The organism is Bradyrhizobium nivariense, assembly GCF_029846695.2.
Taxonomy (GTDB): Bacteria; Pseudomonadota; Alphaproteobacteria; order Rhizobiales; family Xanthobacteraceae; genus Bradyrhizobium.
In genome coordinates this window covers 190,286-214,013 of sequence record NZ_JARWCR020000001.1, presented here as the reverse complement: position 1 = coordinate 214,013, position 23,728 = coordinate 190,286, and the positions used below count along the sequence as shown (strand labels likewise).

At 63.9% G+C, this 23,728-nt stretch carries 24 protein-coding genes and 1 pseudogene; 14 read left to right on the top strand and 11 right to left on the bottom strand.

The features are described 5' to 3' along the window. Positions 1–59 precede the first annotated feature (59 nt). The gene (locus tag QCM77_RS01045; RefSeq protein ID WP_279681520.1) at positions 60–629 is read left to right on the top strand and encodes a DUF3280 domain-containing protein; all 570 of its coding nucleotides are present in this window, start codon (positions 60–62) and stop codon (positions 627–629) included. Positions 630–682: 53 nt separating this feature from the next. Here the strand turns inward: QCM77_RS01045 and fghA are convergent, their stop codons facing one another. Continuing rightward, positions 683–1,528, bottom strand: a complete 846-nt coding sequence (fghA, locus tag QCM77_RS01040; RefSeq protein WP_279681518.1) for an S-formylglutathione hydrolase — start codon at positions 1,526–1,528, stop codon at positions 683–685. A 70-nt stretch (positions 1,529–1,598) separates the two neighbouring features. Continuing rightward, positions 1,599–2,219: a response regulator gene (locus QCM77_RS01035; protein ID WP_007612921.1), complete on the bottom strand. Its 621-nt coding sequence runs from the start codon at positions 2,217–2,219 to the stop codon at positions 1,599–1,601. A 142-nt stretch (positions 2,220–2,361) separates the two neighbouring features. Here QCM77_RS01035 and QCM77_RS01030 point away from each other — a divergent pair, with 142 nt between their 5' ends. Together QCM77_RS01030 and QCM77_RS01025 are read left to right on the top strand one after the other, a co-directional pair. Then, entirely contained in the window at positions 2,362–3,720 is a 1,359-nt protein-coding gene (locus QCM77_RS01030) for a histidine kinase (protein ID WP_279681514.1), read from the top strand. A gap of 198 nt (positions 3,721–3,918) precedes the next feature. Beyond that, the gene (locus tag QCM77_RS01025; protein ID WP_279681512.1) at positions 3,919–6,426 is read left to right on the top strand and encodes a TonB-dependent receptor; all 2,508 of its coding nucleotides are present in this window, start codon (positions 3,919–3,921) and stop codon (positions 6,424–6,426) included. Positions 6,427–6,446: 20 nt separating this feature from the next. Here the strand turns inward: QCM77_RS01025 and QCM77_RS01020 are convergent, their stop codons facing one another. From QCM77_RS01020 to QCM77_RS01005, 4 genes are all read right to left on the bottom strand, one after another. Further along, the gene (locus QCM77_RS01020) at positions 6,447–8,222 is read right to left on the bottom strand and encodes a S8 family serine peptidase (RefSeq protein ID WP_279681510.1); all 1,776 of its coding nucleotides are present in this window, start codon (positions 8,220–8,222) and stop codon (positions 6,447–6,449) included. A gap of 18 nt (positions 8,223–8,240) precedes the next feature. Then, complete coding sequence (locus QCM77_RS01015) at positions 8,241–8,699, bottom strand: hypothetical protein (RefSeq protein WP_279681508.1); 459 nt, start codon at positions 8,697–8,699, stop codon at positions 8,241–8,243. A gap of 81 nt (positions 8,700–8,780) precedes the next feature. Next, positions 8,781–9,704 carry a hypothetical protein gene (locus tag QCM77_RS01010; RefSeq protein ID WP_279681506.1) on the bottom strand — a complete coding sequence of 308 codons (924 nt, stop codon included), beginning with the start codon at positions 9,702–9,704 and terminating at the stop codon, positions 8,781–8,783. Between the two features lie 370 nt (positions 9,705–10,074). Further along, on the bottom strand, positions 10,075–11,166 hold the full coding sequence (locus QCM77_RS01005) for a zinc metalloprotease HtpX (RefSeq protein WP_279663553.1): 1,092 nt from the start codon (positions 11,164–11,166) through the stop codon (positions 10,075–10,077). Between the two features lie 304 nt (positions 11,167–11,470). On the opposite strand from QCM77_RS01005, the pseudogene QCM77_RS01000 reads away from it, so the two are divergent. The 9 genes and pseudogenes from QCM77_RS01000 to QCM77_RS00960 all read left to right on the top strand — a co-directional run. Next, positions 11,471–11,824, top strand: a pseudogene (locus tag QCM77_RS01000) (family 1 glycosylhydrolase); the annotation flags it as partial. Positions 11,825–11,990: 166 nt separating this feature from the next. Beyond that, positions 11,991–12,215, top strand: coding sequence for a hypothetical protein (locus tag QCM77_RS00995; RefSeq protein WP_279681505.1), 225 nt, complete (start codon positions 11,991–11,993; stop codon positions 12,213–12,215). Next, on the top strand, positions 12,212–12,445 hold the full coding sequence (locus tag QCM77_RS00990) for a hypothetical protein (protein ID WP_279681504.1): 234 nt from the start codon (positions 12,212–12,214) through the stop codon (positions 12,443–12,445). The genes QCM77_RS00995 and QCM77_RS00990 overlap by 4 nt, the downstream gene beginning before the upstream one ends. A 138-nt stretch (positions 12,446–12,583) precedes the next feature. Further along, positions 12,584–12,751, top strand: a complete 168-nt coding sequence (locus QCM77_RS00985; RefSeq protein ID WP_279681502.1) for a hypothetical protein — start codon at positions 12,584–12,586, stop codon at positions 12,749–12,751. Positions 12,752–12,813: 62 nt separating this feature from the next. Beyond that, positions 12,814–13,107, top strand: coding sequence for a hypothetical protein (locus tag QCM77_RS00980; RefSeq protein ID WP_279681500.1), 294 nt, complete (start codon positions 12,814–12,816; stop codon positions 13,105–13,107). Between the two features lie 589 nt (positions 13,108–13,696). After that, positions 13,697–14,563 carry a transglutaminase family protein gene (locus tag QCM77_RS00975; protein WP_279663560.1) on the top strand — a complete coding sequence of 289 codons (867 nt, stop codon included), beginning with the start codon at positions 13,697–13,699 and terminating at the stop codon, positions 14,561–14,563. A 146-nt stretch (positions 14,564–14,709) separates the two neighbouring features. Then, positions 14,710–16,173: a GH1 family beta-glucosidase gene (locus QCM77_RS00970; RefSeq protein WP_279663561.1), complete on the top strand. Its 1,464-nt coding sequence runs from the start codon at positions 14,710–14,712 to the stop codon at positions 16,171–16,173. 149 nt (positions 16,174–16,322) lie between these two features. Beyond that, the gene (locus QCM77_RS00965) at positions 16,323–17,555 is read left to right on the top strand and encodes an acetyl-CoA C-acetyltransferase (protein ID WP_279681499.1); all 1,233 of its coding nucleotides are present in this window, start codon (positions 16,323–16,325) and stop codon (positions 17,553–17,555) included. Between the two features lie 281 nt (positions 17,556–17,836). After that, positions 17,837–18,139 (top strand): HU family DNA-binding protein, encoded by a 303-nt coding sequence (locus QCM77_RS00960; protein ID WP_247989853.1) that lies wholly within the window; start codon positions 17,837–17,839, stop codon positions 18,137–18,139. Between the two features lie 70 nt (positions 18,140–18,209). Here QCM77_RS00960 and QCM77_RS00955 read toward each other — a convergent pair whose 3' ends face one another. The 5 genes from QCM77_RS00955 to QCM77_RS00935 all read right to left on the bottom strand — a co-directional run bounded on the left by QCM77_RS00955 (position 18,210) and on the right by QCM77_RS00935 (position 22,195). Continuing rightward, a complete protein-coding gene (locus QCM77_RS00955) occupies positions 18,210–18,365 on the bottom strand; it encodes a hypothetical protein (RefSeq protein ID WP_279681498.1) in 156 nt (51 codons plus the stop codon). 5 nt (positions 18,366–18,370) lie between these two features. Then, the gene (gene lon / locus QCM77_RS00950) at positions 18,371–20,764 is read right to left on the bottom strand and encodes an endopeptidase La (RefSeq protein ID WP_279681497.1); all 2,394 of its coding nucleotides are present in this window, start codon (positions 20,762–20,764) and stop codon (positions 18,371–18,373) included. Between the two features lie 8 nt (positions 20,765–20,772). Beyond that, positions 20,773–21,156: an Hsp20/alpha crystallin family protein gene (locus QCM77_RS00945; protein WP_279681496.1), complete on the bottom strand. Its 384-nt coding sequence runs from the start codon at positions 21,154–21,156 to the stop codon at positions 20,773–20,775. A 153-nt stretch (positions 21,157–21,309) separates the two neighbouring features. After that, a complete protein-coding gene (locus tag QCM77_RS00940; protein WP_279663568.1) occupies positions 21,310–21,876 on the bottom strand; it encodes a YciE/YciF ferroxidase family protein in 567 nt (188 codons plus the stop codon). Positions 21,877–21,988: 112 nt separating this feature from the next. After that, complete coding sequence (locus tag QCM77_RS00935) at positions 21,989–22,195, bottom strand: hypothetical protein (RefSeq protein ID WP_279663569.1); 207 nt, start codon at positions 22,193–22,195, stop codon at positions 21,989–21,991. 89 nt (positions 22,196–22,284) lie between these two features. Here QCM77_RS00935 and QCM77_RS00930 point away from each other — a divergent pair, with 89 nt between their 5' ends. Both QCM77_RS00930 and QCM77_RS00925 read left to right on the top strand, forming a co-directional pair. Next, complete coding sequence (locus tag QCM77_RS00930) at positions 22,285–22,911, top strand: MarC family protein (RefSeq protein WP_279681494.1); 627 nt, start codon at positions 22,285–22,287, stop codon at positions 22,909–22,911. A gap of 159 nt (positions 22,912–23,070) precedes the next feature. Continuing rightward, positions 23,071–23,724 carry an L-fuculose-phosphate aldolase gene (locus tag QCM77_RS00925; protein ID WP_279681492.1) on the top strand — a complete coding sequence of 218 codons (654 nt, stop codon included), beginning with the start codon at positions 23,071–23,073 and terminating at the stop codon, positions 23,722–23,724. The last annotated feature ends 4 nt before the right edge of the window (positions 23,725–23,728 follow it).

Genomic DNA, 23,728 nt, shown 5'->3' with positions numbered 1-23,728 from the left:
GTTTCCTCCAGATGTTCTCCCTGGCTTGACCGCCGGTGGAGAATTGTCTCTGCTAAAGCATGACCGATTTGGCCCGGCTTGCAACCCCGCATTTCGTCCTCGCGCGCGCGAGGCCTGGAATCACGATCATGCGAGCGTTGATATGTTTCGCCGCTTTGCTGTTGACGGCATCAGTCGCGTTTGCCGATCCGCCGAAACTCGCGGTGTTCGATTTCGAACTGATCGACACCAGCCTGCCCGGCGAGTTCTATGGCTCCAAGCTTGAAGAGGCGCGGCTGGTGCGCATCAGCGAGCAGCTCCGCAAGGAATTGACGGATTCAGGCAGGTTCCAGGTGCTCGACATCGCGCCGGTCAGGGACGCCGCCCATCACGCCAATCTGCAGGCCTGCGGCGGCTGCGACCTCAAGCTTGCCGGGCAGTTAGGTGCCGAGTTGGAGATCACCGGCATGGTGCAGAAGGTCTCGAACCTGATCATCAATCTGAACATCTACCTGCGCGACGTGAAGACCGGCACCATGATCACGGCCGCCAGCGCCGACATGCGCGGCAACACGGATGAATCCTGGACGCGCACGATGAGCTATCTGATCCGCAACCGGTTGCTGGCGCCGAATTACGGCAAGCCGTGAGTTGATCCGGCGCTTCGCGCCACCTTCTCCCACAACGGGAGAAGGAAGAAAACTCACCCCTTCAATCTCTCCGCATGCCAGTGCAGATGGTCGCCCATGAACGTCGAGATGAAATAATAGCTGTGATCGTATCCGGCGTGCCGCCGCAGCGTCAGCGGGATGTTGGCCTTGGCGCAGGCGGCCTGCAGCAGTTCAGGACGAAGCTGCTCCTTCAAAAAGTTATCGGCCTCGCCGACGTCGACCAGGAAGCCCGAAAACGTCGCGCCGTCCTCGATCAGCGCCACCGTGTCATGGCTGCGCCAGGTATCCTTGTTGGGGCCGAGATAGCCGGTCAGCGCCTTGATGCCCCAGGGCACAAGCGACGGCGCCACGATCGGGGCGAAGGCGCTGGCCGCGCGAAAACGGTGTGGGTTGCGCAGCGCGACCGTCAGCGCGCCGTGGCCGCCCATCGAATGACCCATCACCGATTGCCGCTTGGCATCGACTGGAAAGGTCTCCGCCACGAGTTTTGGCAGTTCGTCGGTGACGTAGCTCCACATGCGATAATTGCGTGAAAACGGTGCTTCCGTCGCGTCGACATAGAAGCCGGCGCCCAGGCCGAAATCATAGGAATTGTTGGCATCGCCCGGCACGTCGGGCCCGCGCGGGCTGGTGTCGGGCGCGACGAATATCAGGCCGAGTTCGGCGCAGGCTTTGCGGAATTCGCCCTTCTCGGTGACGTTGGCGTGCGTGCAGGTGAGGCCGGAGAGATACCAGACCACGGGCAGCTTGGCGCCCTGCGCGTGCGGGGGAACATAGACCGAGAACACCATGTCGGTTCCGGTCGCCTGGCTGGCATGGCGATACACGCCCTGCACGCCGCCATAGGATGTATTGGTCGAGACAGTCTGGATCGTCATGCCGTCATGCTCCGTGGCATCAAGCCACATCAGGATTGCAACGCTTGTCTGACCGAATTCGTGGCGGCCGTCAGGCCACGCCGCTGTCGATCGCCAGCCGCACCAGCTCGACAGAGGTTTTCACTCCGAGCTTCTGGCGCATGATGGACGAAGTGTTGGCGACAGTCTTGTAGGAGGACTGCACCAGCCAGGCGATCTCGGAAAGGCTCTTTCCGGCGCTGAGCAACCGCAAGATCTCCATCTCGCGCGCGTTCAGCTTCGACAGCGGGCTTTGCGCCAGCGCGGGTCCCGCAAAGGCGATGCTGCGCGCGATCGCGCTTGGCAGATAGGTGCCGCCGCTGCCGACGGTGCGGATCGCCTCGACGAGATCGTCGGGGTCGCCGGTCTTGGAGACGTAGCCCTTGGCGCCGCACTCGATCGCACGCGCCGCGAAAGCAGGGTCGTCGTTCATGCTGAACATGATGATGCGGGCCTCGGGCGCGCGCTCGAGGATGCGGCGCGCGAGCTCGAAGCCGGACACGGTCGGCAGGTTGATGTCGATGATCGAGAGGTCGGGGCGCTCGACGATGAAGACGCACTCGCCGTCTTCGGCGTCGGCGGCCTCCAAAATCTCGATCTCGCCCTCGTCGGCCAGCACGGCACGGCAGCCGGAAGCCACGATGGGATGATCGTCGACGATCAAAATGCGCATAGGCGTTCCTCGCGACAGCACCGGCCTGTTTCGCGCCCGGCCGGGATTGCTGTACGCTTTCGATTAGATATCGGGCGCTTCGCCTCTGTCAACGTCATCGGGCAGGCGCGGGCGATCCTTCGCGGGGGCACGGGCGAGACCAATGTGGCAAAATCTATCCTTGCGCGGGCGCATCAACCTGCTGCTGGCGCTGCTGCTGGCGCTGGGGCTCGCCGTCAATATCGGCCGCCAGGTCGCGGAAGCCGGGCCGCGCGTGCAGGCCGAGGACCAGAGCGTGATCCGGCTCGCGCGCGAATTCATCGAGATGATCGTTGCGGATCTCAACGAGGCGCCCGATCCGGACGCCAGGCTGAATCAGATCGCGCGCGATCTCAGCCGGCTGCGCCATGTCAGCATCGCGCTTCGGGACGAAGGCGGCAGTCCGCTGACGCAGCCCCGGACCGACGCCGATGACGACACGCGCGGGCCGCCGGCCTGGTTCGTCAGCCTGGTTCATCCCGAGCAGACCGCGGTGAGCGTACCCGTCTCGATCCATGGCCAGCCGGGCTCGCTTCTGATCACCTCCCATCCCGATGACGAGATCGCCGAGATCTGGGACGCCATCGTGACCCAGCTCGAGGTCGGCTCGGTGATCGCGCTCGCGCTGTTCCTGGTGATGATGAATGTGGTCGGCCGGGCACTGGCGCCGCTCAAGTCCCTCGCGGATGTGATGGCCGAGCTCGAAGACGGGCGCTATCAGGCGCGCGTCGCGCCGGGCGGCGCGCCGGAGCTCGCCGCGATCTGCACCAAGCTCAACCATCTTGCGGCAACGCTCAGCGAGGCGGTCGAGGACAAGCGGCGCCTCGCCGAGCGAACGGTGTCGCTCCAGGACGTCGAGCGCAAGGAGATCGCGCGCGAACTCCATGACGAGTTCGGGCCGTATCTGTTCTCGTTGCGCGCGCATGCCAGCGCGCTGGCGAAGCAGGCGGACGGAGGCGCCCCGAGCGCCGAGGCCGTGCGAAAACACGGCAGCGCCATGCTGGAGCAGATCAACGCGCTCCAGCAGTTCAATCGCCGCGTGCTGGAGCGTCTCCGGCCTGTCGGCCTTGCCGAGCTCGGCCTGCGCCAGGCGCTGGAATCGCTGTCGCGGCTGTGGCGGGAGTCGCATCCCGATGTCGCCATCGAGACCGTGATCTCGCCGGCGCTTGGCGTCACGGGGGAGACCGCCGACCTCACCATCTACCGCATCGTGCAGGAGGCGCTCACCAACGTGTTCCGCCACGCCGGCGCGACCTCGGTCAATGTCGTCATCGAGCCGGTGGCGCAGGTGGCGAGCGACGGCCGCGGCTGCGCCCGGGTGCGGGTCAGCGACAACGGCCGCGGCATGGAGCCGGGCCAGAAGCTCGGCTTCGGCCTGGTCGGCATGCGCGAGCGGATCCTGGCGCTCGGCGGCACGCTCGACGTCGTCTCCGGCGATGGCGGTCTGACCGTCGAGGCGCTGGTTCCGACGGTGGCGGTCTGATCGCGCCGCTAGAGCATGATCCGGAAAAGTGTGCAGCGGATTTCAATCATCGGGAAAAATTCCCGATTTCGTCGGGAAAACGGGTGCGGATATTGCCCGACCTTTTGTGGCTGGCGCGTGGGCGGCTGCCGATTACACTCCTCTCGACCAACCGGCGAAGATCAAAACAGCCGGTGGTCTCGGATGGGAAGGCTGGGGATGGGCAAGGCTCGTTGGTTCAAGGCTCTTTGGTTCAAGCCTCTTTGGTTCAAGCGTCGTTTGGTGATGGCCTCGGTTTCGACCGGGCTGGTGTCGGGGTTGATCTTCGCGATCCCCGCGGGGGCCGCGCAGGACGAGGAAACCAACGTCCAGAACTTGCCGCCGGTCGAAGTGACGGCGCCGCCGCCGTCAACGGCGCGGCGCACCGCGTCATCGCGCCCGGTCGCGCGCGTCGGGGCGCCGTCATCAGCCGGCCCCAAGACGCGCCTCTACGTCTACCCGACCGCGCCGGGTACCGGCAGGGGTCTTGATGTCGACAAGGTTCCGTCGGCGATCAACGCCGTCGACGCAAGCCAGATCAAGCGCACCGGCTCGTTGAACATCACCGACGCGCTCCGCGATAACATCGCCGGCGTCAACATCAGTGAGGTCACAGGCAATCCGTTTCAGCCGGATGTCGAATTCCGCGGCTTCGTCGCCTCGCCCGTGACGGGTACGCCACAGGGCCTTGCGGTGTATCAGAATGGCGTGCGCATCAACGAAGCCTTCTCCGACGCCGTCAACTGGGACCTGATCCCGACCGCGGCGATCCGGTCGGTGACGCTCGTGACCAACAACCCCGTCTTCGGCCTCAACGCGCTGGGCGGCGCGATCAATCTGCAAATGAAGGACGGTTTTACCTATCAGGGGGCGGAGCTTGATCTCATGGGCGGCTCGTTCGGCCGCATCCAGGGCTCGGCGCAATGGGGCAAGACGGTCGACAAGAACTACGGCGTCTATGCCGCGCTCGAAGGCCTGCACGACAACGGCTTCCGCAATTTCTCCCAGTCGGACGTGCGGCGCTTCTACGGCGATGTCGGCTACAAGGCCGGCGACAGCGAATTCCACGCCAACATGGGAGTCGCCAAAAACGATTTCGGCGCCAGCGCCACCGTTCCGGCCCAGCTGCTCGACAAATATTGGGGCGCGACCTACACGACACCGCAGATCACCTCCAACCGCGTCGGCTATCTCAACCTGACCGGCAAGGTCGATGCGACGCCGACCTGGACGCTCGAAGGCACCGCGCATGTGCGCCGCTACGAGCAGCAACTCGTCGATGGCAATCCGACCGACGCGCAGGAATGCACCGATCCGGGGCTCGCCGGCCTTCTTTGCTTCGGCGACGGCGCCACACCGGCAAACGGCGTGAACGGCCTGCCGCTTGCCAATCCTTTCGCGTCCGGGACCATTTTCGGCGAGATCGACCGGAGCTCGATACGGTCGACCACCTTCGGCGTATCAGGGCAGGCCACCAACACCGATCAACTGTTCGGCCACGACAACCGCTTCGTGATGGGCGCGACTTACGACGCCAGCGTCACGCGCTACAACGCCACCGCCGAGATCGGTACGATTGGAGAAAACTACGTCGTCAGCGGCAGCGGCCTCTTCCTGGGGCCGACCGGCGTGCCGGACACCGTCGCCGGTCCCGTCTCGCTGCGGACCGTCAATCAATATAACGGCCTGTACGCGATGGACACGTTCAACGTCACAGATGCGTTTGCCGTGACGGGCGGCGGCCGTTTCAACGTGGCGCGCATTACCCTGGAGGATCAGCTCGGGGCCGATCTCAACGGCGATCACACCTTCACCCGTTTCAATCCGGTGATCGGCGGCACCTACAAGATCACGCCGGAGTTGACGGCCTATGCCGGCTATTCCGAGGCCAACCGCGCGCCGACGCCGCTGGAGCTCGGCTGCTCCGATCCAACCCGTCCCTGTCTCATCGCCGCGTTTCTCGTCTCCGATCCGCCGCTGAAACAGGTCGTGTCCAAGACCGTGGAAGCGGGCTTGCGCGGCAGCAGGGAGCTGAACATCGGCACGCTCGGCTGGAAGCTCGGCGGCTTCCGCGCCACCAACTACGACGACATCGTCGCCATCCCCGTTCCCGGGCGCACCGGCTTTGGCTATTTTTCCAATGTCGGCCGCACCCGGCGGCAGGGCCTTGAGGCCGAAATCAACATCAAATCGCCGACGCTTCAATTCCAGGCGAGCTACGCCTTCGTCGACGCGCGCTTCCTCGACGCATTGACCATCGGCTCCAACAGCCCGTTCGCCGACGCCGACGGCAACATCCAGGTCTCGCCCGGCAACCAGCTCCCGGCCATCCCGCGCCACCGGGTCAAGATCGGCGTCGACTATGCCGTCACCGACGTCTGGAAGGTCGGCGGCAACGCGCTGTTCGTCTCCAGCCAATATCTGGTCGGCGACGAGTCCAATCAATATGCGAAGCTGCCGTCCTATACCGTGTTCAATCTCCACACCTCCTACCAGGTGACCAGGAACGTCCAGCTCTACGGCAAGATCGACAACATCTTCGACAAGCGCTACGCGACCTACGGACAGTTCTTCGACCGCGAAGCCGTGCCCAACTTCACCAATGGCGGTGCCGAGTTCACCGACCCGCGCTCGCTCAGCCCGGCAAGGCCGCGCGCATTCTATGCGGGGATGAGGGTGACGTTCTAGGACGGGGGCCCAATCATCCTCTACGGTCCGTCCGCTAGACCCGCGAGCGCCATCGCTGCTCTGAGTTCATGCACCGTCGCTGTTCCCCCGCCGGCAGCCTGGAACGCCAGAGGGGCCGGATTCAACGGGAGCCGGGTCACGTTGGCCGGGCCGCGTGGCGGCTCGAATATCATCGCCTGGCTTGCGCCGAATGGAATCCGATCGAGCTGCCGAATGGCGCTGCGCATCTCGCGCAGTCCGGCATTCAGAGGCATGGCAAGGGGCCGCTGATCGGACCAGACGCCCAGCGCGCGGGCTGCATCCGGCAACCCGGCCCCGGTCTGCCATGGATGGCCGATGGGCTGCGCCGTCTCCTTCAGAATTTGAAACAGCCGTTCGACCCGGTGGGCATCCTTGGCGATGAAGCTGCCCTTGAAGTCGGCGTGGTCGGCGAGGATCAAGGCCGCAAGCGCGGCAACGTGAGCCGCTGCGAGCGAGGTGCCGTCGCAGACGGCGTAGCCGTCCGGCGACTGGCAGGCAATGACCGCAACACCGGGCGCGCACAGGTCGAGTTCGGACCCGCGGCAGGAAAACGGCGGTACAAACAACCCGCCCGCCGCCGCAGCGGCGGCTGCGGCCTGCGCCGCCTGCGGACTGTCTTCCGCGAAGCTTCCCATCCGTCCGACCGCACCGACGGCCATGACATGCGGGGAACAGGCTGGAAACAGTACGCCCTCTCCGGAGTTGCCGGCAGCGGCAATGATGCTGACTCCTTGCTGCTTGGCCATGGCAATGTGCTGTTCAACCAGCACGGAGCCACGCTCGCAACCGACTCCGACGCACGCCACGTCGATGCCGTTTTGCAGGCAATCATCGAGCGCCGCGATCAAGTCGCTGCAACGGGCATCCAGAGGAAGCTTGCAAACATGCAGCTCGCTGTCCGGGGCGTAGCCGCGGATACCGCGATCTGCCTGCGCAGCCGCATTGATGATACCTGCGCAAGGCGTGCCGTGGCCAGTGACGTCCTTTGACCATGAGCGATCTTCGCCACGTCGGGCATCGATACCGTGCTTGATGTCAGCCAATTGCTTGTGGCTGGTCGCCACGCCGCTGTCGATGAGCGCGATCTTGACGTCAGCACCACGGCAGTGGTCGGGAATCTGATCGAAGCGCATCGCTTCGCCGCCCCAATCGAGCCCGCCAGGCAGCGGCAACGGTTTCAGGGTGAAGGTGTTCGCCGCATCGATCTCGATATTCGGTCGCTGTTGCCACAAGCCCCAATGGCCAGAGCGCGCGCTGACGAAAATGACGGCGATTGTTTCCGGCACTTCGTCCCGCAGCGTCAGATCGACGTTGCCATCACGGTCCGTCCGTCCTTGAGCTGACGACTGCTCGCCGACGAGCTGCACAGTTGCTTTTTCCACAGGCGCACCTGTTTCGCTGAGGACCCGGATCGTCACCTTGAGGTCCGGCCCGAGTGCGGTCATCGTCGTGGCCGCCGGGATGAAAGAGGAGGCCGGGCCGGCAAAGGATGCAGCGCGCAGGTGGCTGTCCGACTCGATGATCAAGCTGCCGGCGGTGGAGCGGCGCAAGGCGGCGGCGGCTTCGTCGGGCATGCGCACGACCGCAATTGGCGGGCCACTGACGCCGCGCTGGTCGTGGGTCCACAGGATGTTGCCGAACTGGTTGAGTTGTTCGGCCAGCGTTTGAGCGCTGATGCCGGCGCTCGCCGGCGCGATCATGTATTGAGTGCTGCGCACTGGTTTGCGTCGATTGTCGCTCGAGGTCGGTCGCGCATCATCTGGACCTGTTGCCATGGCGTCGCCTCCTTGATTTCAGTGGATAGAAGATTGCGTGCGATCGATCGAAGCCTGTCTCAGCAACGGAATGCGGGGATCGGCCGCGCGGGCGGCTTCGATCGCGCGATAGGCGAAATAGATCAGGTTGAAGGCCTGCGCAAAATCCCGCTCGGTAAACTTGTTGGCTGCCTGGGTGACGATCGAGACGCAGTTTTCCAGGCCCGCATGCTGTCCAGCGTTGGCCTCGAGATAGGCAGAGAGCGAACGCAATGATTCTGCGATCATGTCTCCGATCATGTTTTCCGCAGCCTGATGATCGAGCACCGGGTTCGGCATCGGGAAGTTGCCGGGCACGGTTCGGAACGGCTGCTCGAACCCTTGCGACTGCAGGCGCAAGAGCAGCGGCATCAAATTGCCAAGCAGGCCCACGAGCTGCTGAATGTCTGGTAAGTGGCGCTGTGACGCCGATGCGGCGGAGGGATTGGAATCCGACATGAGGGGTCTCCTTCGGAGGAAGCATGCGCAAGGGCGAGGCGCGACCGCCGCTTTGGACGGCGGTCGCGCCTTACCGCGCGGTCAGATCATCCGCTGCTGGCCGTAGGCCTGAAGGTTGCCGATGACCTGGGGAATGACGCCGATCAGCTGGCGGGTGATGTCGGCGACGTCTTGCTGCGTCAGCTGTCGCTGCTGGCCCAAGCCCGTCGGACCGCCGAATGCCGCCTGGAACTGCGGCGCGCCGAACTGCGAACCCCACATCTGCGCTGGCTGAGTCTGCGTGGGATAGCCGAGACCGAATTGACCGGGGCCTCCGAACTGACCCTGACCGATACCGCCATGCATGGCCGAATGCTGCATTTGGGGCTGGCTTTGCAGCATTCCCACGATCTGCGGCACGATGGGCAGGATCTGCCGCACGACCTCGCTCACGTCTTGCGGACTTAGCTGCCGCGGCGCCTGGCCGTAAGCCGCATAGCCCATTCCTGCGAACGGAGTTTGAGCTTGCGCGAGAATTTGAGGCAGCGCCGGTATTAATTGCCGCACGACCTCGCTCACGTCCTGCTGCGAAAGCTGGCGTTGTTGTCCGCCCCAGGGTTGCTGACCCCAGCCCATTTGTCCGCCTCCGGCGGGGCCATATCCAAACGCGCCAAAGGTCGGCTGACCGCCGAACTGTCCGTATTGCTGTCCATAGGCCGCCTGGCCCAATCCGAGACCGCCGCCTCCATACTGTTGGCCGCCTTGCGCACCGAAAGCTCCCGATCCCCATTGTTGCGGACCGAACTGGCCGAATGGCGAACCATGCGCGAGGTTCTGTTGCAGGGTGTCATAATAGGTCATCGCTTGATCTCCGATGGTGGTGCCCTCAGCCCAAAATCCTGCCAAGGCCGGTCGCATGTGCGACCCCTTCGCTGGAAATGGCGGTTCGTCACGCCGGTGCGTCGGCGTTGGACCTTCAAGTTCAAATGCTTGGCACGAAAGTTTCAGCCGCAAGCAATCAAGCAATATCGTCTGCCTGGGAGGCGCGAGTTGCGTCCCCTCAAGGTGACAAGCCGACGGTGAAATGTTTTAGAGCGGCTAATGATAGCCGTCGAAAGATATGGGAGCGGATTTTCCTCACTGGCACGGTGGCCAGCGATTTATTGTTTATGTCCTACGTCCGCTCAGACGCTTGGCAATTACGCTGGTCTCTCCCGTTCTGCAATGAGCAGAGACGCGGAAAACGTACTCACGTCGAAATAGTTTCGCGAAAGCGCGGCGATATTTTGGCGGCAATCGTCTTTCGCAAAAATTTCAAGCCGCGCGGAATTTCGTCAGCACTCTTTGCCTGGTTAGCGAGCCTTCCGATGTGCATCGGTGCCAACTTCAGCGAATGCTAATAGGCGAGGTTGAGCAATGTGCCGACGCGCTCGGAGGTGGCGGGATGGCTGCGAAGCAAGCGCGCCGGATCATGCACGAATGCGGACGTGCGGCTTGGTGCAGAGCCGGTGTGATGGCGCTCCAGCTTGTCGAGTGCGGCGATGAGCGCTCGCGAGTCGCCGGTCAGTTCGAGCGCCGTTGCATCTGCATCCAGTTCGCGAACGCGCGACAGAGCAAGTCCGAGGAGCTGGCCGAGCATTGGCGCTGTGCTCAGCAGCATCGCCAATGGCCGGCTCGATGTCATGCCACCGTGATGATGGCTGGTTCGCAACTGCGCGAGACCAGCGAGCGAGGTCCAATCGATCGCGCGTCGCAATGCTGTCGCCCAGCCCATCGTCCAGGCGTCATTGTTGCGGATATGAGCGACTTCATGAGCCAATATCCCGGCAATCTCGTCGCGCGTCAGGCCGCGGAGCAGGCCCTCGGTTAACACGATGGCACTGCGTTCCGGTCCGCCGAGCGCATAGGCATTCATGTCGCGCGGTGCCGGCAGGCAATAGAGATCCGGCAATCGCACCAGCCCGGCCCGGCCGCAAACTCTTGCCAGAATGGCGAACAGGTCCGGCACCTCGGCAGGGGACAGCAGGCGGGCACCGAACCAGCGATACACGTTCTCGCGCGAGATGACCGTTTCGTCGGGACGGGGCGTGCTTCCCAACAGCGCCCGCTGCATGCCCTCGGCTCCGCCGACGCTCCAGCCGCAGACGGCGAGCAGCAATGTCATGGCAAGGATCGCCAATTGAGATGATTGATGGTTCGCAGCCTGATGGGCGTGCCGCCGGTGCCGGAACCGCCACTGGTCTCTCGAGCTCAGCTCGATACGGCACCGCAGGAAGAGGCCTGCCTCTCCCGACGGCCAGTAGATCTCCACGGTGACGGCAGGGCCGCACCGTAAAACGCGCAGCATCTCTCGCGGCGCATGGCGCACCAGAGCGAACGAAACGCTCGGCGTGAGGCCGGCAACGACATCTTGGCCGTGCCGGTCACCACGCAACGCCATCGGGCTTACGTCAGTGCGAATCACCCCTGTCCCCTCGTGCGCGTTCAAAGCGAAAAGTTACGGATCTCCCGGTGTCTTGTCATGCGAGTTTCATGCCTTGGACACAGAAAAGTCCCGGTATCCACACGGGGGCGTCCGATCCGCTTCGGTGCAAGCCGTCGGGATGAGACATCAGGAGCCGGGTTCTATTCAACTAAACGATGGTTTGGTCCGATAATGCTTTATCGGCGCTCCACGCCGGAGACGACAGATGTGAGCGTCGGTTGTAGTCGAGACAGCGAGGTACGCTGCTTCTCAAATCGACCGGAACTCGTCATTGGCGGCCCGGAACGATGGAAGTGGAGCAGTACCAGTGCTGGACAAGTTCTCGCGTCGCCAGTTCGCGAAGCTGTCCGCAGCTGGAATGGCAAGTCCCATTGAAGCAGCAAGCGCAAGGCCAGCATCAACACTACGCAGCGCCGGCGGCTTTCCGGCCGGCTTTGTTTGGGGCACGGCGACCTCGTCCTATCAGGTCGAGGGCGCGGTCAACGAGGACGGGCGAGGGGCCTCGATCTGGGACGGCTTCACCCGCATCCCCGGCAAGATCGAGGACGGCACCAATGGCGATCGGGCCAATGAGCATTACCATCGCTACAAGGAGGACATCGCTCTCATCAGGGAGCTCGGCTGCAAGGCCTATCGCTTCTCGATCGCCTGGCCCATGGTGGGATGTCGGTAGCGAACCGTTCTACCTTAGGCCGATTGACTTAATGTTCATGATTTGTTCTTATGCTGGCCGTCCAGCCAAGGAGCGAGCCATGGACAACCGAATCAATGAAATCCGCAGAGTTATCAGAGCGTTGCGCGTCAGTATGCGTGAGGCTGAGGCCATCATGCACGAGCAGATCAACCGGGACGAGGACTGCACCTTCGTGGCCCAGGAGGTCATGAAGATGCGTGTCGTCATGAGCGGTCTCGTCCAGGAGCGGACCGCTCTTGGTGACACCGACCCGATCGTCGTCGCCAGCCTTTTCATTCCGCGGCGGCGGCCGACACCTCCGCGCGTTCGTCTCGAGCCGCGCCGCCTTCGCCCGCCGCGAGAGGTGGCACAGGCATGAAAGGCGAGAGGGTGACCTATTTCTCCGACATGGAGGAGCCGCCTGAGTTTCTGAAGGCTCTCGATCACGCGCGGCGCCTGTCTTGCTATGAGGGGTGGTGCCGGATGCACATCGAGGCCATCCAGGTCGCGATCGATCAATACGCGGAGGCGGCTCTGGGCAACCGGGAGTTCTTCCTCAACAAGCCGCACAGCATCGGCGGAAGTCGCAGGAACGGCGAGGTGCCGTGAGATCGAATGGCGTCCGGCGCGCGGGCGAAGCTTGACACCCCATTGCCCTTTACCGGTCGGAAACCATAGCGAATGATCCGAAAACTTTAACGAAACTGTTCGGCTGTCTCCGCGTCGATCTGTCGGAGGGCCCGTTTGATGACAGAGCAGCAGTTGAGAGAGCAGGAATTCCAGATCGCGCGTTATCGGCGTCTGGAACGGGAAGTGACCGATCCGCTTGCCGCATGTCTGCTTCACAGCATCATCGAGGAGCTTGAAGCCGAGCTGCGCAGGGACAGCCCGGATTGGCACGGGCCGCGCGATTAACGCTTTGTTAGCACCAATCGCGCGGATTGTTGGCGAGGGAATGCCAAGGGGAGACTGCTCCCATGCTGAAGGACGGCAACTACGCGGCGTGGTGGTACAAGACGCCGCTCGATCAGGGTGCCGGCATCGTCCATGTCGCAGACGGACAGATCTGCGGCTGCGACAGTCTGATGACGGATCACGGCTCCTGCAAGGTCGATGGCGATCGCTTCACCGCCACCGTGTCGACGAAGCGTCATACCGACGGACGTGCAACAGTCTTCGGCGTTGACGACGAGCTCACGCAACTCCGAGCCAATTCATCCGCGCCGGACTCCCACCGTCATCAAGCAGCTCACTGCGAATACGAAAGCTGATCTTCCGTAACGACTCGCTCAATTTTCTCCGACTTGCACTTGATGCGGTATCGGAGACGTCCATCGGCCTCGATGGGCATATGCTGGACGATGGTGTAAATCATCGGTTGATCAGTTGCGGCACGTCCTTGTGGGCCTTGGGGCTGGTGGCGAACATCTTCATTTAGCTTGTAGGCATACGACATATATCTACCTCGAAAATTCACAGTATTTTGTGCACAAGGCACGGCTGTCGCCGCACCGTTCACGCCGAAGGCCGGTCAAGCTACGAACTGGCTCACCCACTGGCTGGTCCACAGGAGCCCGCCCTCAAAAGACGAGAGTGCAAGCATTCTCAGTCGCCGACAGTTGCCTGGAGCGGAGCGGCGATGGTTGGACCATACGCCACATTTGCGAACTTTGGTCGTAAATTCTGAGCGGGTTTATGGCATTCTGTAAGCATGCGGGCCCGCGTCTCGAAGGGAACTGACCACTTGCTTCCAGATGGGGGCTGGGAATCTCGAGCCAATCCTGCGCTCAGGAGCCGCGAATCTATAATGCAGGCTAGGTCCAGGCATCTGGGTTCGTACATGGACGGGGCGGGAGCTGTTTGGTGGTTCTGAGCATAAGGCACAAGACCGTGTATCGGTTTGGAGGCCAGGTCAGCCTGAACCCGCATCGATTGTTGCTGCGCCCTCGCGAAGGTCGCGATCTCAGGCTTCTTTCCAATCTTATTCACCTCACGCCGCTTTGCGAATTAACATGGGCGCAAGATGTTTTCGGCAATTCTGTCGCTACGGCCAACTTCACGGGCAGTACAGACAGCCTGGTCGTCGAAAGTTTGTCCGAGGTCGAACTGACCTCGGCCGCCTGGCCTGTTTTCCCTGTTTCGGCGTCAGCCATCTCCTACCCGTTCCTGTACACGGACGAGGAGTGGATGGATTTGGGGGCGCTCGTCAGGCCTCAGTACCATGATGCCGAGGACGCGGTACGTAACTGGGCTCGATCTTTCGTGCTTGGCAGTCCTACCGATACCCTGTCTCTGCTCAAAGACCTCAATCAAGGTGTCACGCAGCGCCTGCGCTACGAAGCCCGTGAGGCGGAGGGTACTCAGTCTCCGGATGAGACGCTCCAGCTTGGCATCGGAACGTGCAGGGATATGGCGACGCTGCTTGTGGAAGCGGCGCGTCTCCTCGGATTTGGGGGTAGGATCGCTTCCGGTTACCTCTACGACCCAGACATGAGCCGCGTTGGCTCAGTGGGCTCCGGTTCGACTCACGCTTGGGCGGAGATCTATGTTCCGGGCGCTGGATGGATCACGTTTGATCCAACCAACCAAAGTGTGGGGGGCCACAATCTGATCCCTGTCGCTGTGGCGCGGGATATCCGCCAAGTGACGCCGGTATCTGGAAGTTATGCGGGCGCCAGCTCGGCGACCGAAATGACGGTGGACGTGAGTGTTTCGGCCTTGGCGTAGGTCGGCCGGCGATCGCCGTGGACTGTTTCAGACAGCTTTGTCGCATCCGGCAATTCTGCATTCTCAGCCCTCGGCTCGCCCGCTTCTCAAACGACCCGCGATTAGCCATGGTGCCGCCGCAAGAGCATCACCCCGGAGCAGCATCAATGTCGGACAAGGTCTCGCGGCGCCAGTTCGCGAAAATCGCGGGATTGTCCGCAGCCGGGCTGGCCAATCCTCTGGAGGCCGCCGAGGTCAAGCCGGCACCGTCGCCGCGAGCTATGGACGGCTTTCCAGCGGGCTTCGTCTGGGGCACGGCGACTTCGTCCTATCAGGTCGAGGGCGCGGTCAACGAGGATGGGCGAGGGGCCTCGATCTGGGACAAGTTTGTGCGCATCCCCGGCAAGATCGAGGACGGCAGCACCGGCGATCGCGCCAACGAGCACTATCACCGCTACAAGGAGGACATCGCGCTCATCAGGGAGCTCGGCTGCAAGGCCTATCGCTTCTCGGTGGCCTGGCCGCGGCTGTTTACGGACGGCGACGGCAAGCCGAACCCGAAGGGGCTCGACTTCTACAATCGGCTCATTGACGAGCTCCTCAAGAACGGCATCGAGCCGTGGCTGACACTTTATCATTGGGACCTGCCGCAATCGCTCCAGGACCGGTTTGGCGGCTGGCGCTCGACGGAGACCTGCAAGATTTTCGGCGATTACGCGGCCTATGTCGCCGAGCATCTCACCGACCGCGTCAAGAACGTGTTCACGCTGAACGAGAGCGGCCGCTTCGTCTATTTCGGTTACGGCATCGGCATTGACGCGCCGGGCGTGACGCTGCCGCAAGCCGAGGTCAACCAGATCAGGCACAACAGCGCGCTCGCGCACGGGCTCGCCGTGCAGGCGGTGCGCGCCCATGGCCGCCGCGGCACGCGGGTGGGGCCGGCCGAGAACATCGATGCCTGCGCGCCCGCGATCGACACGCCCGAGAACGTCCGCGCCGCCGAGATCGCGCTGCGCGAGATGAACGCCGGCTATCTCAACGTCATCATGACAGGCCAGTATACCGACGCCTTCCTGAAATTCGCCGGGCGTGACGCGCCGAAATACACCGATGCGGAGCTGAAGATCATCTCCTCGCCGGTCGATTTCCTCGGCCTCAACATCTACGCGCCGCAGAATTACGTGGTGGCCTCCGACCAGGGCGCGGGCTTCATGCCGCTGCCGATCCCGAAATCGTTTCCGCACATGAATTCGGACTGGCTGCGCGTCGGCCCCGAGACGATCTACTGGGTGCCGAAGCTGGCGGCGAAGATCTGGAAGACGGATGCGATCTACATCAGCGAGAACGGCACCTCCGGCGACGACGTCGTGACGCCCGACGGCAAGATCTACGACACCGACCGCATCATGTATTTGCGCAACTATCTTGCCCAGCTGCAGCGCGCCACCGCGGAAGGCGTGCCGGTGCGCGGCTACTTCCTCTGGAGCCTGATGGACAACTTTGAATGGGTGTTCGGGCTCAACAAGCGTTTTGGGCTCTACCACGTCAATTTCGACACGCAGGTCCGTACGCCAAAGCTCAGCGCCAGCTTCTATCGCAACGTGATCGCGAAGAACGCGGCGGGGGTGTGATTGCTCTCGCTCGCCCCGCTCTTGCGGGGGCGCGACGAGCTTGGCCCGCGCCGAGAGGGTTGGGGTAAGGGGCTGCCTCGGCGCGCATTGACTCCCTTCGCCTCCTGATTCAAAACGCCTCTAACCCTTCAAAAAAGAGGATAACGCCAATGACCGACGCACTCATCATCGATGCCTGCCGGACCCCGCGCGGCGTCGGCAAGGCCGGCAAGGGGGCGCTGTCAGGCATTCATCCGCAGCAGTTGGGAGCGACCGTGCTGCGCGCGCTCGTCGAGCGCACCGGCATCGACACCGCCGACGTCGACGACATCGTCTGGGGCTGCAGCGCGCAGGTCGCGACCCAAGGCGGCGATCTCGGCCGCATGTCGGCGCTGGATGCCGGCTACGACGTGCGCGCGAGCGCCGTGACGCTCGACCGCTTCTGCGGCTCCGGCATCACCAGCGTCAACATGGCCGCAGCCTCGATCATGGCGGGCGCGGAAGACCTCGTCGTCGCCGGCGGCTGCGAGATGATGTCGATGGAAGGACGTCGCGGCGGCGGTCCGATGATGATGGACAGCGGCAATCTGCGCCTGCGTGCGCGGCATCCGCAGTCGCATCAGGGCGTCTGCGCCGACGCGATCGCCACGCTGGAAGGCATCACGCGAAGGGACGTCGACGCGCTCGGGCTCGAAAGCCAGAAGCGCGCAGGCTTTGCGATGGCGAACGGCCACTTCAGGAAGAGCCTCGTGCCGGTGCATCGCGAGGACGGCAGCCTCGCGCTCGACCATGAAGAATATCCGCGGCCGCAGACCACGATGGAAGGCTTGAGCGCATTGAAGCCCGCATTCCCCGCGGTCGCCGACCATGCGCTCGACGACAAGGGCACGACCTATCGCGGCCTCATCCTGCAGAAGTACCCGGATATCGAGATCGACTTCATGCACCACGCCGGCAACTCGTCCGGCGTTGTCGACGGCGCCGCAGCGATCCTGCTCGCGTCGCCCGCTTATGCCAAGGCACACGGCCTGAAGCCGCGTGCCCGCGTGGTTGCGATGGCCAACATGGGGGACTCGCCGATCCTGATGCTGAACGCGCCGGTGCCGGCGACGCGCAAGGTGCTGGCGAAGGCGGGGCTGACCATCGACGACATCGACCTGTTCGAGATCAACGAGGCCTTTGCCGTGGTTGCGGAAAAATACATCCGCGACCTCAAGCTCGACCGCACCAGGGTCAACGTCAATGGCGGCTCGATCGCGCTCGGCCATCCCATCGGCGCCACCGGCTCGATCCTGATCGGCACCGTGCTCGACGAGCTCGAACGGCGCGACTTGAAGCGCGGTCTCGTCACCATGTGCGCCGCCGGCGGCATGGCCCCGGCCGTCATCATCGAGCGCGTCTAGCCTTATTTTCCAGGGTGAATCGCGCTCCTGCTTTCACAAAGAGGCCGGTCGTCGCTTGTCGAAAGCATCGAATCAGCTTTAGCAAGGCTGCGTGCGGGCCTTTGAAACAAGGTAAAATGCGCTGCCCGAGGCTCCTTCCGCACTGGAAGTGGCTAAAATGCAGGGTTTTTTGCCACAGAGGGCCAAAAAAGCCCGTAAAACCGCGACAAAACTGTGCAGAAGGCTATAGGCCTTCGCCGGTTGGTCTAATATGCAGCCGCCAACGAATCAGAGGAGACACGATGCCAACTCAAATGTCCAAATCGCAGCTGATTGAAAAGATTGCGACCACCACCGAGCTTTCCAAGCGCGACGTCAAGAGCGTCATGGAGACGCTGACCGACGTCGGCCACAAGGAGCTCAAGAAGAACGGCCTGTTCCTGGTGCCGGGCTTCGCCAAGTTCGTGGTCATCAAGAAGCCCGCGACCAAGGCGCGCAAGGGCACCAACCCGTTCACGGGTGAAGAGATGATGTTCAAGGCCAAGCCGGCCCGGAAGATCGTCCGCGCCCGCCCGGTCAAGGCCGCCAAGGACGCCGTGGGCTAACAACGCAAAGGCCCCCTCGAGCGAGGGGGCCTTTTGTTCGGGGCTGCCGCGAGGACTTGAGACGGAGGGCTCAACCCTTGCGGCGCTTCACCCGGACCGGGATCGGTTGAAGCCGCGGTCCTGGCGCCGCCAGCGCATCGCGAAACCCGTCGATGGCGCGATCGAGCAACTGGCGCAGCCGCTGCGTCCTTCGCGATCGCTTTGCTCGTTCCAGCAGTTTCTTCATCGCATTCACTCCGCCGCTTCGACCTTGGCACCAGCCGGCTCGAGCGCCGCGGCGATGGCCTCGTCGACGCGCTCCAGCCAGATGAATTCGAGGTTGTCCCGCGCGCTCTGCGGGATGTCGTCGTAGTCCCGCTTGTTGCGCGCCGGCAGCATCACCCGCTTCAGGCCCGCGGCCGCGGCCGCCACCACTTTCTCCTTGATGCCGCCGACCGGCAGCACCAGGCCGCGCAGCGAGATCTCGCCGGTCATGGCGGTGTCGCTGCGCACCGTGCGATTGGTGAGCAGGGACGTCAGCGCCGTGAACATCGCAACGCCCGCGCTCGGCCCGTCCTTGGGGGTCGCGCCCGCCGGGACGTGAACGTGGATGTCGCTCCGCTCGAACAGCGACGGATCGATGCCGAGCTGCGTGGCCTTGCTCTTCACCAGCGTCATCGCAGCCTGCACGCTCTCGCGCATGACCTCGCCGAGCTGGCCGGTCAGGATCATCCCGCCCCGGCCTGATACGCGCGAGGCCTCGATGAACAGGATGTCGCCGCCGACCGGCGTCCAGGCAAGGCCGGTGGCCACGCCTGGAATGCTGGTGCGCTGCGCGATCTCGCCCTCGAAGCGCGGCTGGCCGAGCACGATGGCGATATCCTTCGGCGCCACGACGACCTTTGCAGCCGTGCCCTCGGCGACCTGCACCGCGGCATGCCGGAACAGCTTTCCGATCTCGCGCTCGAGGTTACGCACACCGGCTTCGCGGGTGTAGCCCTTGACCACCAGCTGCAGCGCCTCCGGCTCGATCGTGGCTTGCTCGGCCGTCAGGCCGTTGGCCTCGAGCTGCCGCCGCACCAGATAGCGCCGCGCGATCTCCAGCTTCTCGTCCTCGGTGTAGCCGGCAAGGCTGATCAGCTCCATGCGGTCCAGCAGCGGACCCGGGATCTGGTCCAGCATGTTGGCGGTCGCGATGAACACGACGCGCGACAGGTCGAAGGGCACGCCCAGGTAATTGTCCCGGAACGTCCCGTTCTGCTCGGGGTCGAGCACCTCCAGCATCGCGGCGGAAGGATCGCCCTGCACGCCGCGGCCCATCTTGTCGATCTCGTCCAGCATCATGACGCAGTTCCGCGTGCCGGCCTTCTTGATGCCCTGGATGATGTTGCCGGGCAGCGCGCCGATATAGGTGCGCCGATGGCCGCGGATCTCGGCCTCGTCATGCACGCCGCCGAGGCTGACGCGCACGAAGGGGCGATCCATCGCGCGTGCGATGGATTGGCCGAGCGAGGTCTTGCCGACGCCGGGCGGCCCGACGAAGCACAGGATCGGCGCCTTGCCCTGCGGCGCCAGCTTGCGCACCGCCAGATATTCGATGATCCGGGTCTTGATCTTCTCCAGGCCAAAGTGATCAGCGTCGAGGATGCGGCGCGCTTCCTTGATGTCGATCGGCTTCTCCGCGGGCAGCGCCCAGGGCAGCTCGATCAGCCAGTCGAGATAGGTGCGGACCATGCCGGCTTCGCCGGCGGCCTCCGGCATGCGCTCGTAGCGGCGCAGCTCCTTCTTCGCATGCGCGTCCGCCTCGGGCGGCATGTTGGCCTTGGCGATGGCAGCGGTCAGCTCGGCGACCTCGGCCGCCTTGCCGTCGCCTTCGCCGAGCTGGCGCTGGATGGTCGCCATCTGCTCGCGCAGGATCGCCTCGCGCTGCCGCTCGTCGAAGCTGGCGCGGGTCTTCTGGCCGATCTCGTTGCTGATGCGCAGCACCTCCAGTCGTTCGGCCAGATGCTTCGACACCTTCTCGACGCGCAAAGAGAGGTCGATGGTCTCCAGCACCTCCTGCTTGTCCTGCGGCTTGATGTCCATGAACGAGGTCGCCAGGTCCGCCAGCGCGCCGGGCGCGGTGGTGCCCTGGAACATCGCGACCAGCTCGGGCGGCGCCTGCGGCAGCAGCTCGATCGCCTCGATCGCCTGGCGCTGCAGGTTCAGTGCCCGCGCCTCGATCTCCGGCGAGCTCGCGGTCGGCTCCGGAATCTGCTGGATCCGCGCGGCCGGGAACGGCGTCCCCGGCAGGAAGTCGAGGATGCGCGCGCGCTGCACGCCCTGGCAGACGATGTGATGGGTGCCGTCGGGCGCGGTGATGTAGCGCACGATATTGGCGATGGTCGCGACCCGATAGAGGTCGTCCGGACCGGGGTCGCCGGTCTCGGGGCTGCGTTGCAGGACGATGCCGATCGGCCGCTGCTCGCGCAGCGCCTGCTGCGCCGCGGCGACCGACTTCGGCCGCGCGATCGCGATCGGCGCGATGGCGCCGGGGAACAGCACCATGTCGCGCACGGCGATGATGATCAGCGCGTCTTCGGGGATCTTCACGTCCGAATTGTTTTGGGGATTGGTCTGTGCGGTATTCATTGGTTCGGTGGCCATGATCGACCTCAGGATTTGGCGAGGCGCAGTGCGACGCAGCCGTCCATCACGAAGCGGCTGATGGCGTAGCGGCCGACGGGAAGCGCGATGCGCCGCTCGAAGCGGCCCTGCGGCAGCTCGAGCCGGTGGATGCGGGCGTTGCGAAGCTCCGACGGAAGGGTGCGCTGGCCGGAGATGACGAGCACGCCGTCATGGATCACCGTCTCGACATTGTCGGGATTGACGCCGGGAAGCGCGACCAGGATCAGGAGCTCATGCTCGGTTTCGAGCACGTCGATCGGCGGCTCCCAGCAGGCTTCCTGGCGGCCGAACTGCTGGCGCAGCCGTCCGGCGCGGGTCAGCGAGTCCAGGGCTTCGGATAGCATCCAGTCGAGGGGATTTTTGGGTTGCATGATGCGGGCTCGGCGGTGAGGAACGCTGCATATGGGACCGGTTCCCGAGAATTCCAGCCCGGCGGCGCGGAGGTGCCATGCGGATCGTGCGATCCGAAAAGACAAGCGCCGCGGCCTCGGGGCCGCGGCGTTTCGTCATCAGGTGCGTGCGGCTCAGGCCGCTTGGCGGTACTCCGCTTCCGCTTCGAGGTTGATCACGGAAGTGGCGAGCTCGGTCAGGGCGTGATCGGTCGCCTCTTCCTCGTCCAGCGTCGCCTGGAGCAATCTTGCGGCGTCCTGCATCCCGAGCTCCTCGGCCCAGGTGCGCAACGTGCCGTAGCGGGAGATTTCGTAGTGCTCGACCGCCTGCGCGGCTGCGAGCAGGCCGGCGTCGAGCGCAGGAGCGTTCTTGAACTGCTTCATGATCTCGGCGCCTTCGTCGGTGATGCCGTTGATCGCTTCGCAAGGCTTGCCGCGCGCGGGCTTGCCCAGCATCTTGAAGACCTGGTCCAGCCGTTTGACCTGACCCTGCGTTTCGCGCAGATGCTTGTTGAAAGCCGCCGTGAGCTCCTTCGAGTGTGCGGCCTTGGCCATCTTGGGCAAGGTCTTGATGATCTTGTTCTCGGCGAAATAGATGTCCTTCAGCGTCTCCAGGAACAGGTCGCTCAACATCTTCGGTGCCTTACGGGCGCGCCGCGCCGCGGTCTTCTTGGTTGTGCGTTTCTTTGCTCGTTTGGCCATACATCCTCCTCTGAGGTGACATGGGAAGGCATTGCCTTCCTCAATCCTCAGGCGATCAAAACCTTTCCGAGAACGAAAGTTCCAAACGGCAGCCTGCGCTCGTGGCGACCGCTCAGGTCGGGCGCTTGTAGGGATCTTCCTTCCGCTGCCGCGCCTCGGTGTTGCGGTCGAGCTGTGCGCGCTCGCTGCGCCGCAGGCGTCCCGCTTTCGCCACGCCATAGACGAGGACCGCGCCGAGCAGGAAGGCTCCGATGAACCAGAGCCAGAGCAGGTTGGCCGAGAGGTGGCCCAGCAACATTCCAATTCCACTGTCGCTCATTGTGCATCTCCGGTGATTTTCAAAGCGGTTCTGCCGGGCTAAGTCAGTCCGCCAGCCATCGTTCCTGCGTCCAGGGAGCCCACCGAGACATGATCGATTTCGCCCTGTCCGCCTTCGTGACGCTGTTGCTCGTGGTCGATCCCGTTGGCCTTGCGCCGGCTTTCCTCGCCGCGACCGGCGGCATGCCCGACAAGATCAAACGCACGATCGCGCTGCGCGCGCCGCTGATTGCGGCGTCGATCCTCGTGGTGATCGCTCTGATCGGAAACTGGCTCCTCCGCCAGCTCGGGATCGGCATCCCCGCCTTCCAGATCGCCGGCGGGCTGCTGCTGTTCGGCGTGTCCTACCAGATGATCTTCGGCGACCGTCCGCATCGCGAGGCCCGCGAGGCCGACAAGGCAACCTCGGAGCATGCCTCGGACGTCGCGGTGTTCCCGCTGGCGATCCCGATGATGGCCGGTCCTGGCGCGATCGCGACCACGCTGCTCCTTTCGGGCGATGCCGGCTACGGGGCGAGGCTCGCGATCATCATCGCGGTCGTGCTCTGCGTCTGCCTCATCTGCATGCTCTGCTTTGCCTCCGCCAACCTGATCGCGCGCACCCTTGGGCGCACCGGCAATGCCGTCCTTTCGCGCGTGCTCGGCATGCTGCTCGCGGCCTATTCGGTGCAGTTCGTGATCAACGGGATCGCGGCCGTCCGGGCGAGCTTGCCGTAGGGCTGCGGCAATCGGTTAATGCGTTGATTTTCATGTTTATTTCATGATGCCATGAGGCGTCTGGCGGGATCGCGCGCGATCCGGTCCGCTTTCTCTTGCGCTGCCACATTGCTTTGACGTACTCCCCGTCTGACAAGCGCCCATCGTCAGGAAATCGAGATGTCGATGACAGCGGACGAGCTCGACAGGAGGCAGGCCATCATCGGCGCCTGCCGCCGCATGAATGCGCTCGGCATCAACCAGGGCACCTCGGGCAATATCAGCGTCCGACATGTGGACGGGCTTCTGATCACGCCGACCAGCGTGCCCTATGACGCCATGACGCCGGACCAGATCGTCTTCATGGCCATGGACGGCTCGCATGCGCCCAGTCAGAAGCCGTCCAGCGAGTGGCGCTTCCACCTCGACATCCTGAAGGCCCGGCCCGACGTCAACGCCGTCGTCCACGCTCATCCGACCTATTGCACCATTCTCGCGATCATGGGCATGGAGATCCCGCCCGTGCACTACATGATCGCGGCTGCCGGCGGAGACAGCATCCGCTGCGCGCCCTATGCCACCTTCGGAACGATGGAGCTGTCGGAACATGCGGTGCGGGCGCTGGAGGGCCGGCTTGCCTGCCTGCTCGACCATCACGGCATGATCGCGGTCGGCAAGTCGCTGGACAAGGCGATGTGGCTCGCCGTCGAGGTCGAGACACTGGCGCGGCAATATCACGGCTGCCTCCAGATCGGAGAGCCGCCGCTGCTTTCGAGCGGCGAGATCGAGCGGGTCCGCCAGCGCATGTCCGGTTACGGCATGTCGGAAGGGTAGGGCG

What these genes read in the sequence shown, in the direction of transcription:
- QCM77_RS01045 (WP_279681520.1), top strand. Translation starts at nt 60, where the DNA reads ATGACCGATTTGGCCCGGCTTGCAACCCCGCATTTCGTCCTCGCGCGC.
- fghA (WP_279681518.1), bottom strand. Translation starts at nt 1,528, where the DNA reads ATGACGATCCAGACTGTCTCGACCAATACATCCTATGGCGGCGTGCAG.
- QCM77_RS01035 (WP_007612921.1), bottom strand. Translation starts at nt 2,219, where the DNA reads ATGCGCATTTTGATCGTCGACGATCATCCCATCGTGGCTTCCGGCTGC.
- QCM77_RS01030 (WP_279681514.1), top strand. Translation starts at nt 2,362, where the DNA reads ATGTGGCAAAATCTATCCTTGCGCGGGCGCATCAACCTGCTGCTGGCG.
- QCM77_RS01025 (WP_279681512.1), top strand. Translation starts at nt 3,919, where the DNA reads ATGGGCAAGGCTCGTTGGTTCAAGGCTCTTTGGTTCAAGCCTCTTTGG.
- QCM77_RS01020 (WP_279681510.1), bottom strand. Translation starts at nt 8,222, where the DNA reads ATGGCAACAGGTCCAGATGATGCGCGACCGACCTCGAGCGACAATCGA.
- QCM77_RS01015 (WP_279681508.1), bottom strand. Translation starts at nt 8,699, where the DNA reads ATGTCGGATTCCAATCCCTCCGCCGCATCGGCGTCACAGCGCCACTTA.
- QCM77_RS00995 (WP_279681505.1), top strand. Translation starts at nt 11,991, where the DNA reads ATGCACGAGCAGATCAACCGGGACGAGGACTGCACCTTCGTGGCCCAG.
- QCM77_RS00990 (WP_279681504.1), top strand. Translation starts at nt 12,212, where the DNA reads ATGAAAGGCGAGAGGGTGACCTATTTCTCCGACATGGAGGAGCCGCCT.
- QCM77_RS00985 (WP_279681502.1), top strand. Translation starts at nt 12,584, where the DNA reads ATGACAGAGCAGCAGTTGAGAGAGCAGGAATTCCAGATCGCGCGTTAT.
- QCM77_RS00980 (WP_279681500.1), top strand. Translation starts at nt 12,814, where the DNA reads ATGCTGAAGGACGGCAACTACGCGGCGTGGTGGTACAAGACGCCGCTC.
- QCM77_RS00970 (WP_279663561.1), top strand. Translation starts at nt 14,710, where the DNA reads ATGTCGGACAAGGTCTCGCGGCGCCAGTTCGCGAAAATCGCGGGATTG.
- QCM77_RS00965 (WP_279681499.1), top strand. Translation starts at nt 16,323, where the DNA reads ATGACCGACGCACTCATCATCGATGCCTGCCGGACCCCGCGCGGCGTC.
- QCM77_RS00960 (WP_247989853.1), top strand. Translation starts at nt 17,837, where the DNA reads ATGCCAACTCAAATGTCCAAATCGCAGCTGATTGAAAAGATTGCGACC.
- QCM77_RS00955 (WP_279681498.1), bottom strand. Translation starts at nt 18,365, where the DNA reads ATGAAGAAACTGCTGGAACGAGCAAAGCGATCGCGAAGGACGCAGCGG.
- lon (WP_279681497.1), bottom strand. Translation starts at nt 20,764, where the DNA reads ATGGCCACCGAACCAATGAATACCGCACAGACCAATCCCCAAAACAAT.
- QCM77_RS00945 (WP_279681496.1), bottom strand. Translation starts at nt 21,156, where the DNA reads ATGCAACCCAAAAATCCCCTCGACTGGATGCTATCCGAAGCCCTGGAC.
- QCM77_RS00940 (WP_279663568.1), bottom strand. Translation starts at nt 21,876, where the DNA reads ATGGCCAAACGAGCAAAGAAACGCACAACCAAGAAGACCGCGGCGCGG.
- QCM77_RS00935 (WP_279663569.1), bottom strand. Translation starts at nt 22,195, where the DNA reads ATGAGCGACAGTGGAATTGGAATGTTGCTGGGCCACCTCTCGGCCAAC.
- QCM77_RS00930 (WP_279681494.1), top strand. Translation starts at nt 22,285, where the DNA reads ATGATCGATTTCGCCCTGTCCGCCTTCGTGACGCTGTTGCTCGTGGTC.
- QCM77_RS00925 (WP_279681492.1), top strand. Translation starts at nt 23,071, where the DNA reads ATGTCGATGACAGCGGACGAGCTCGACAGGAGGCAGGCCATCATCGGC.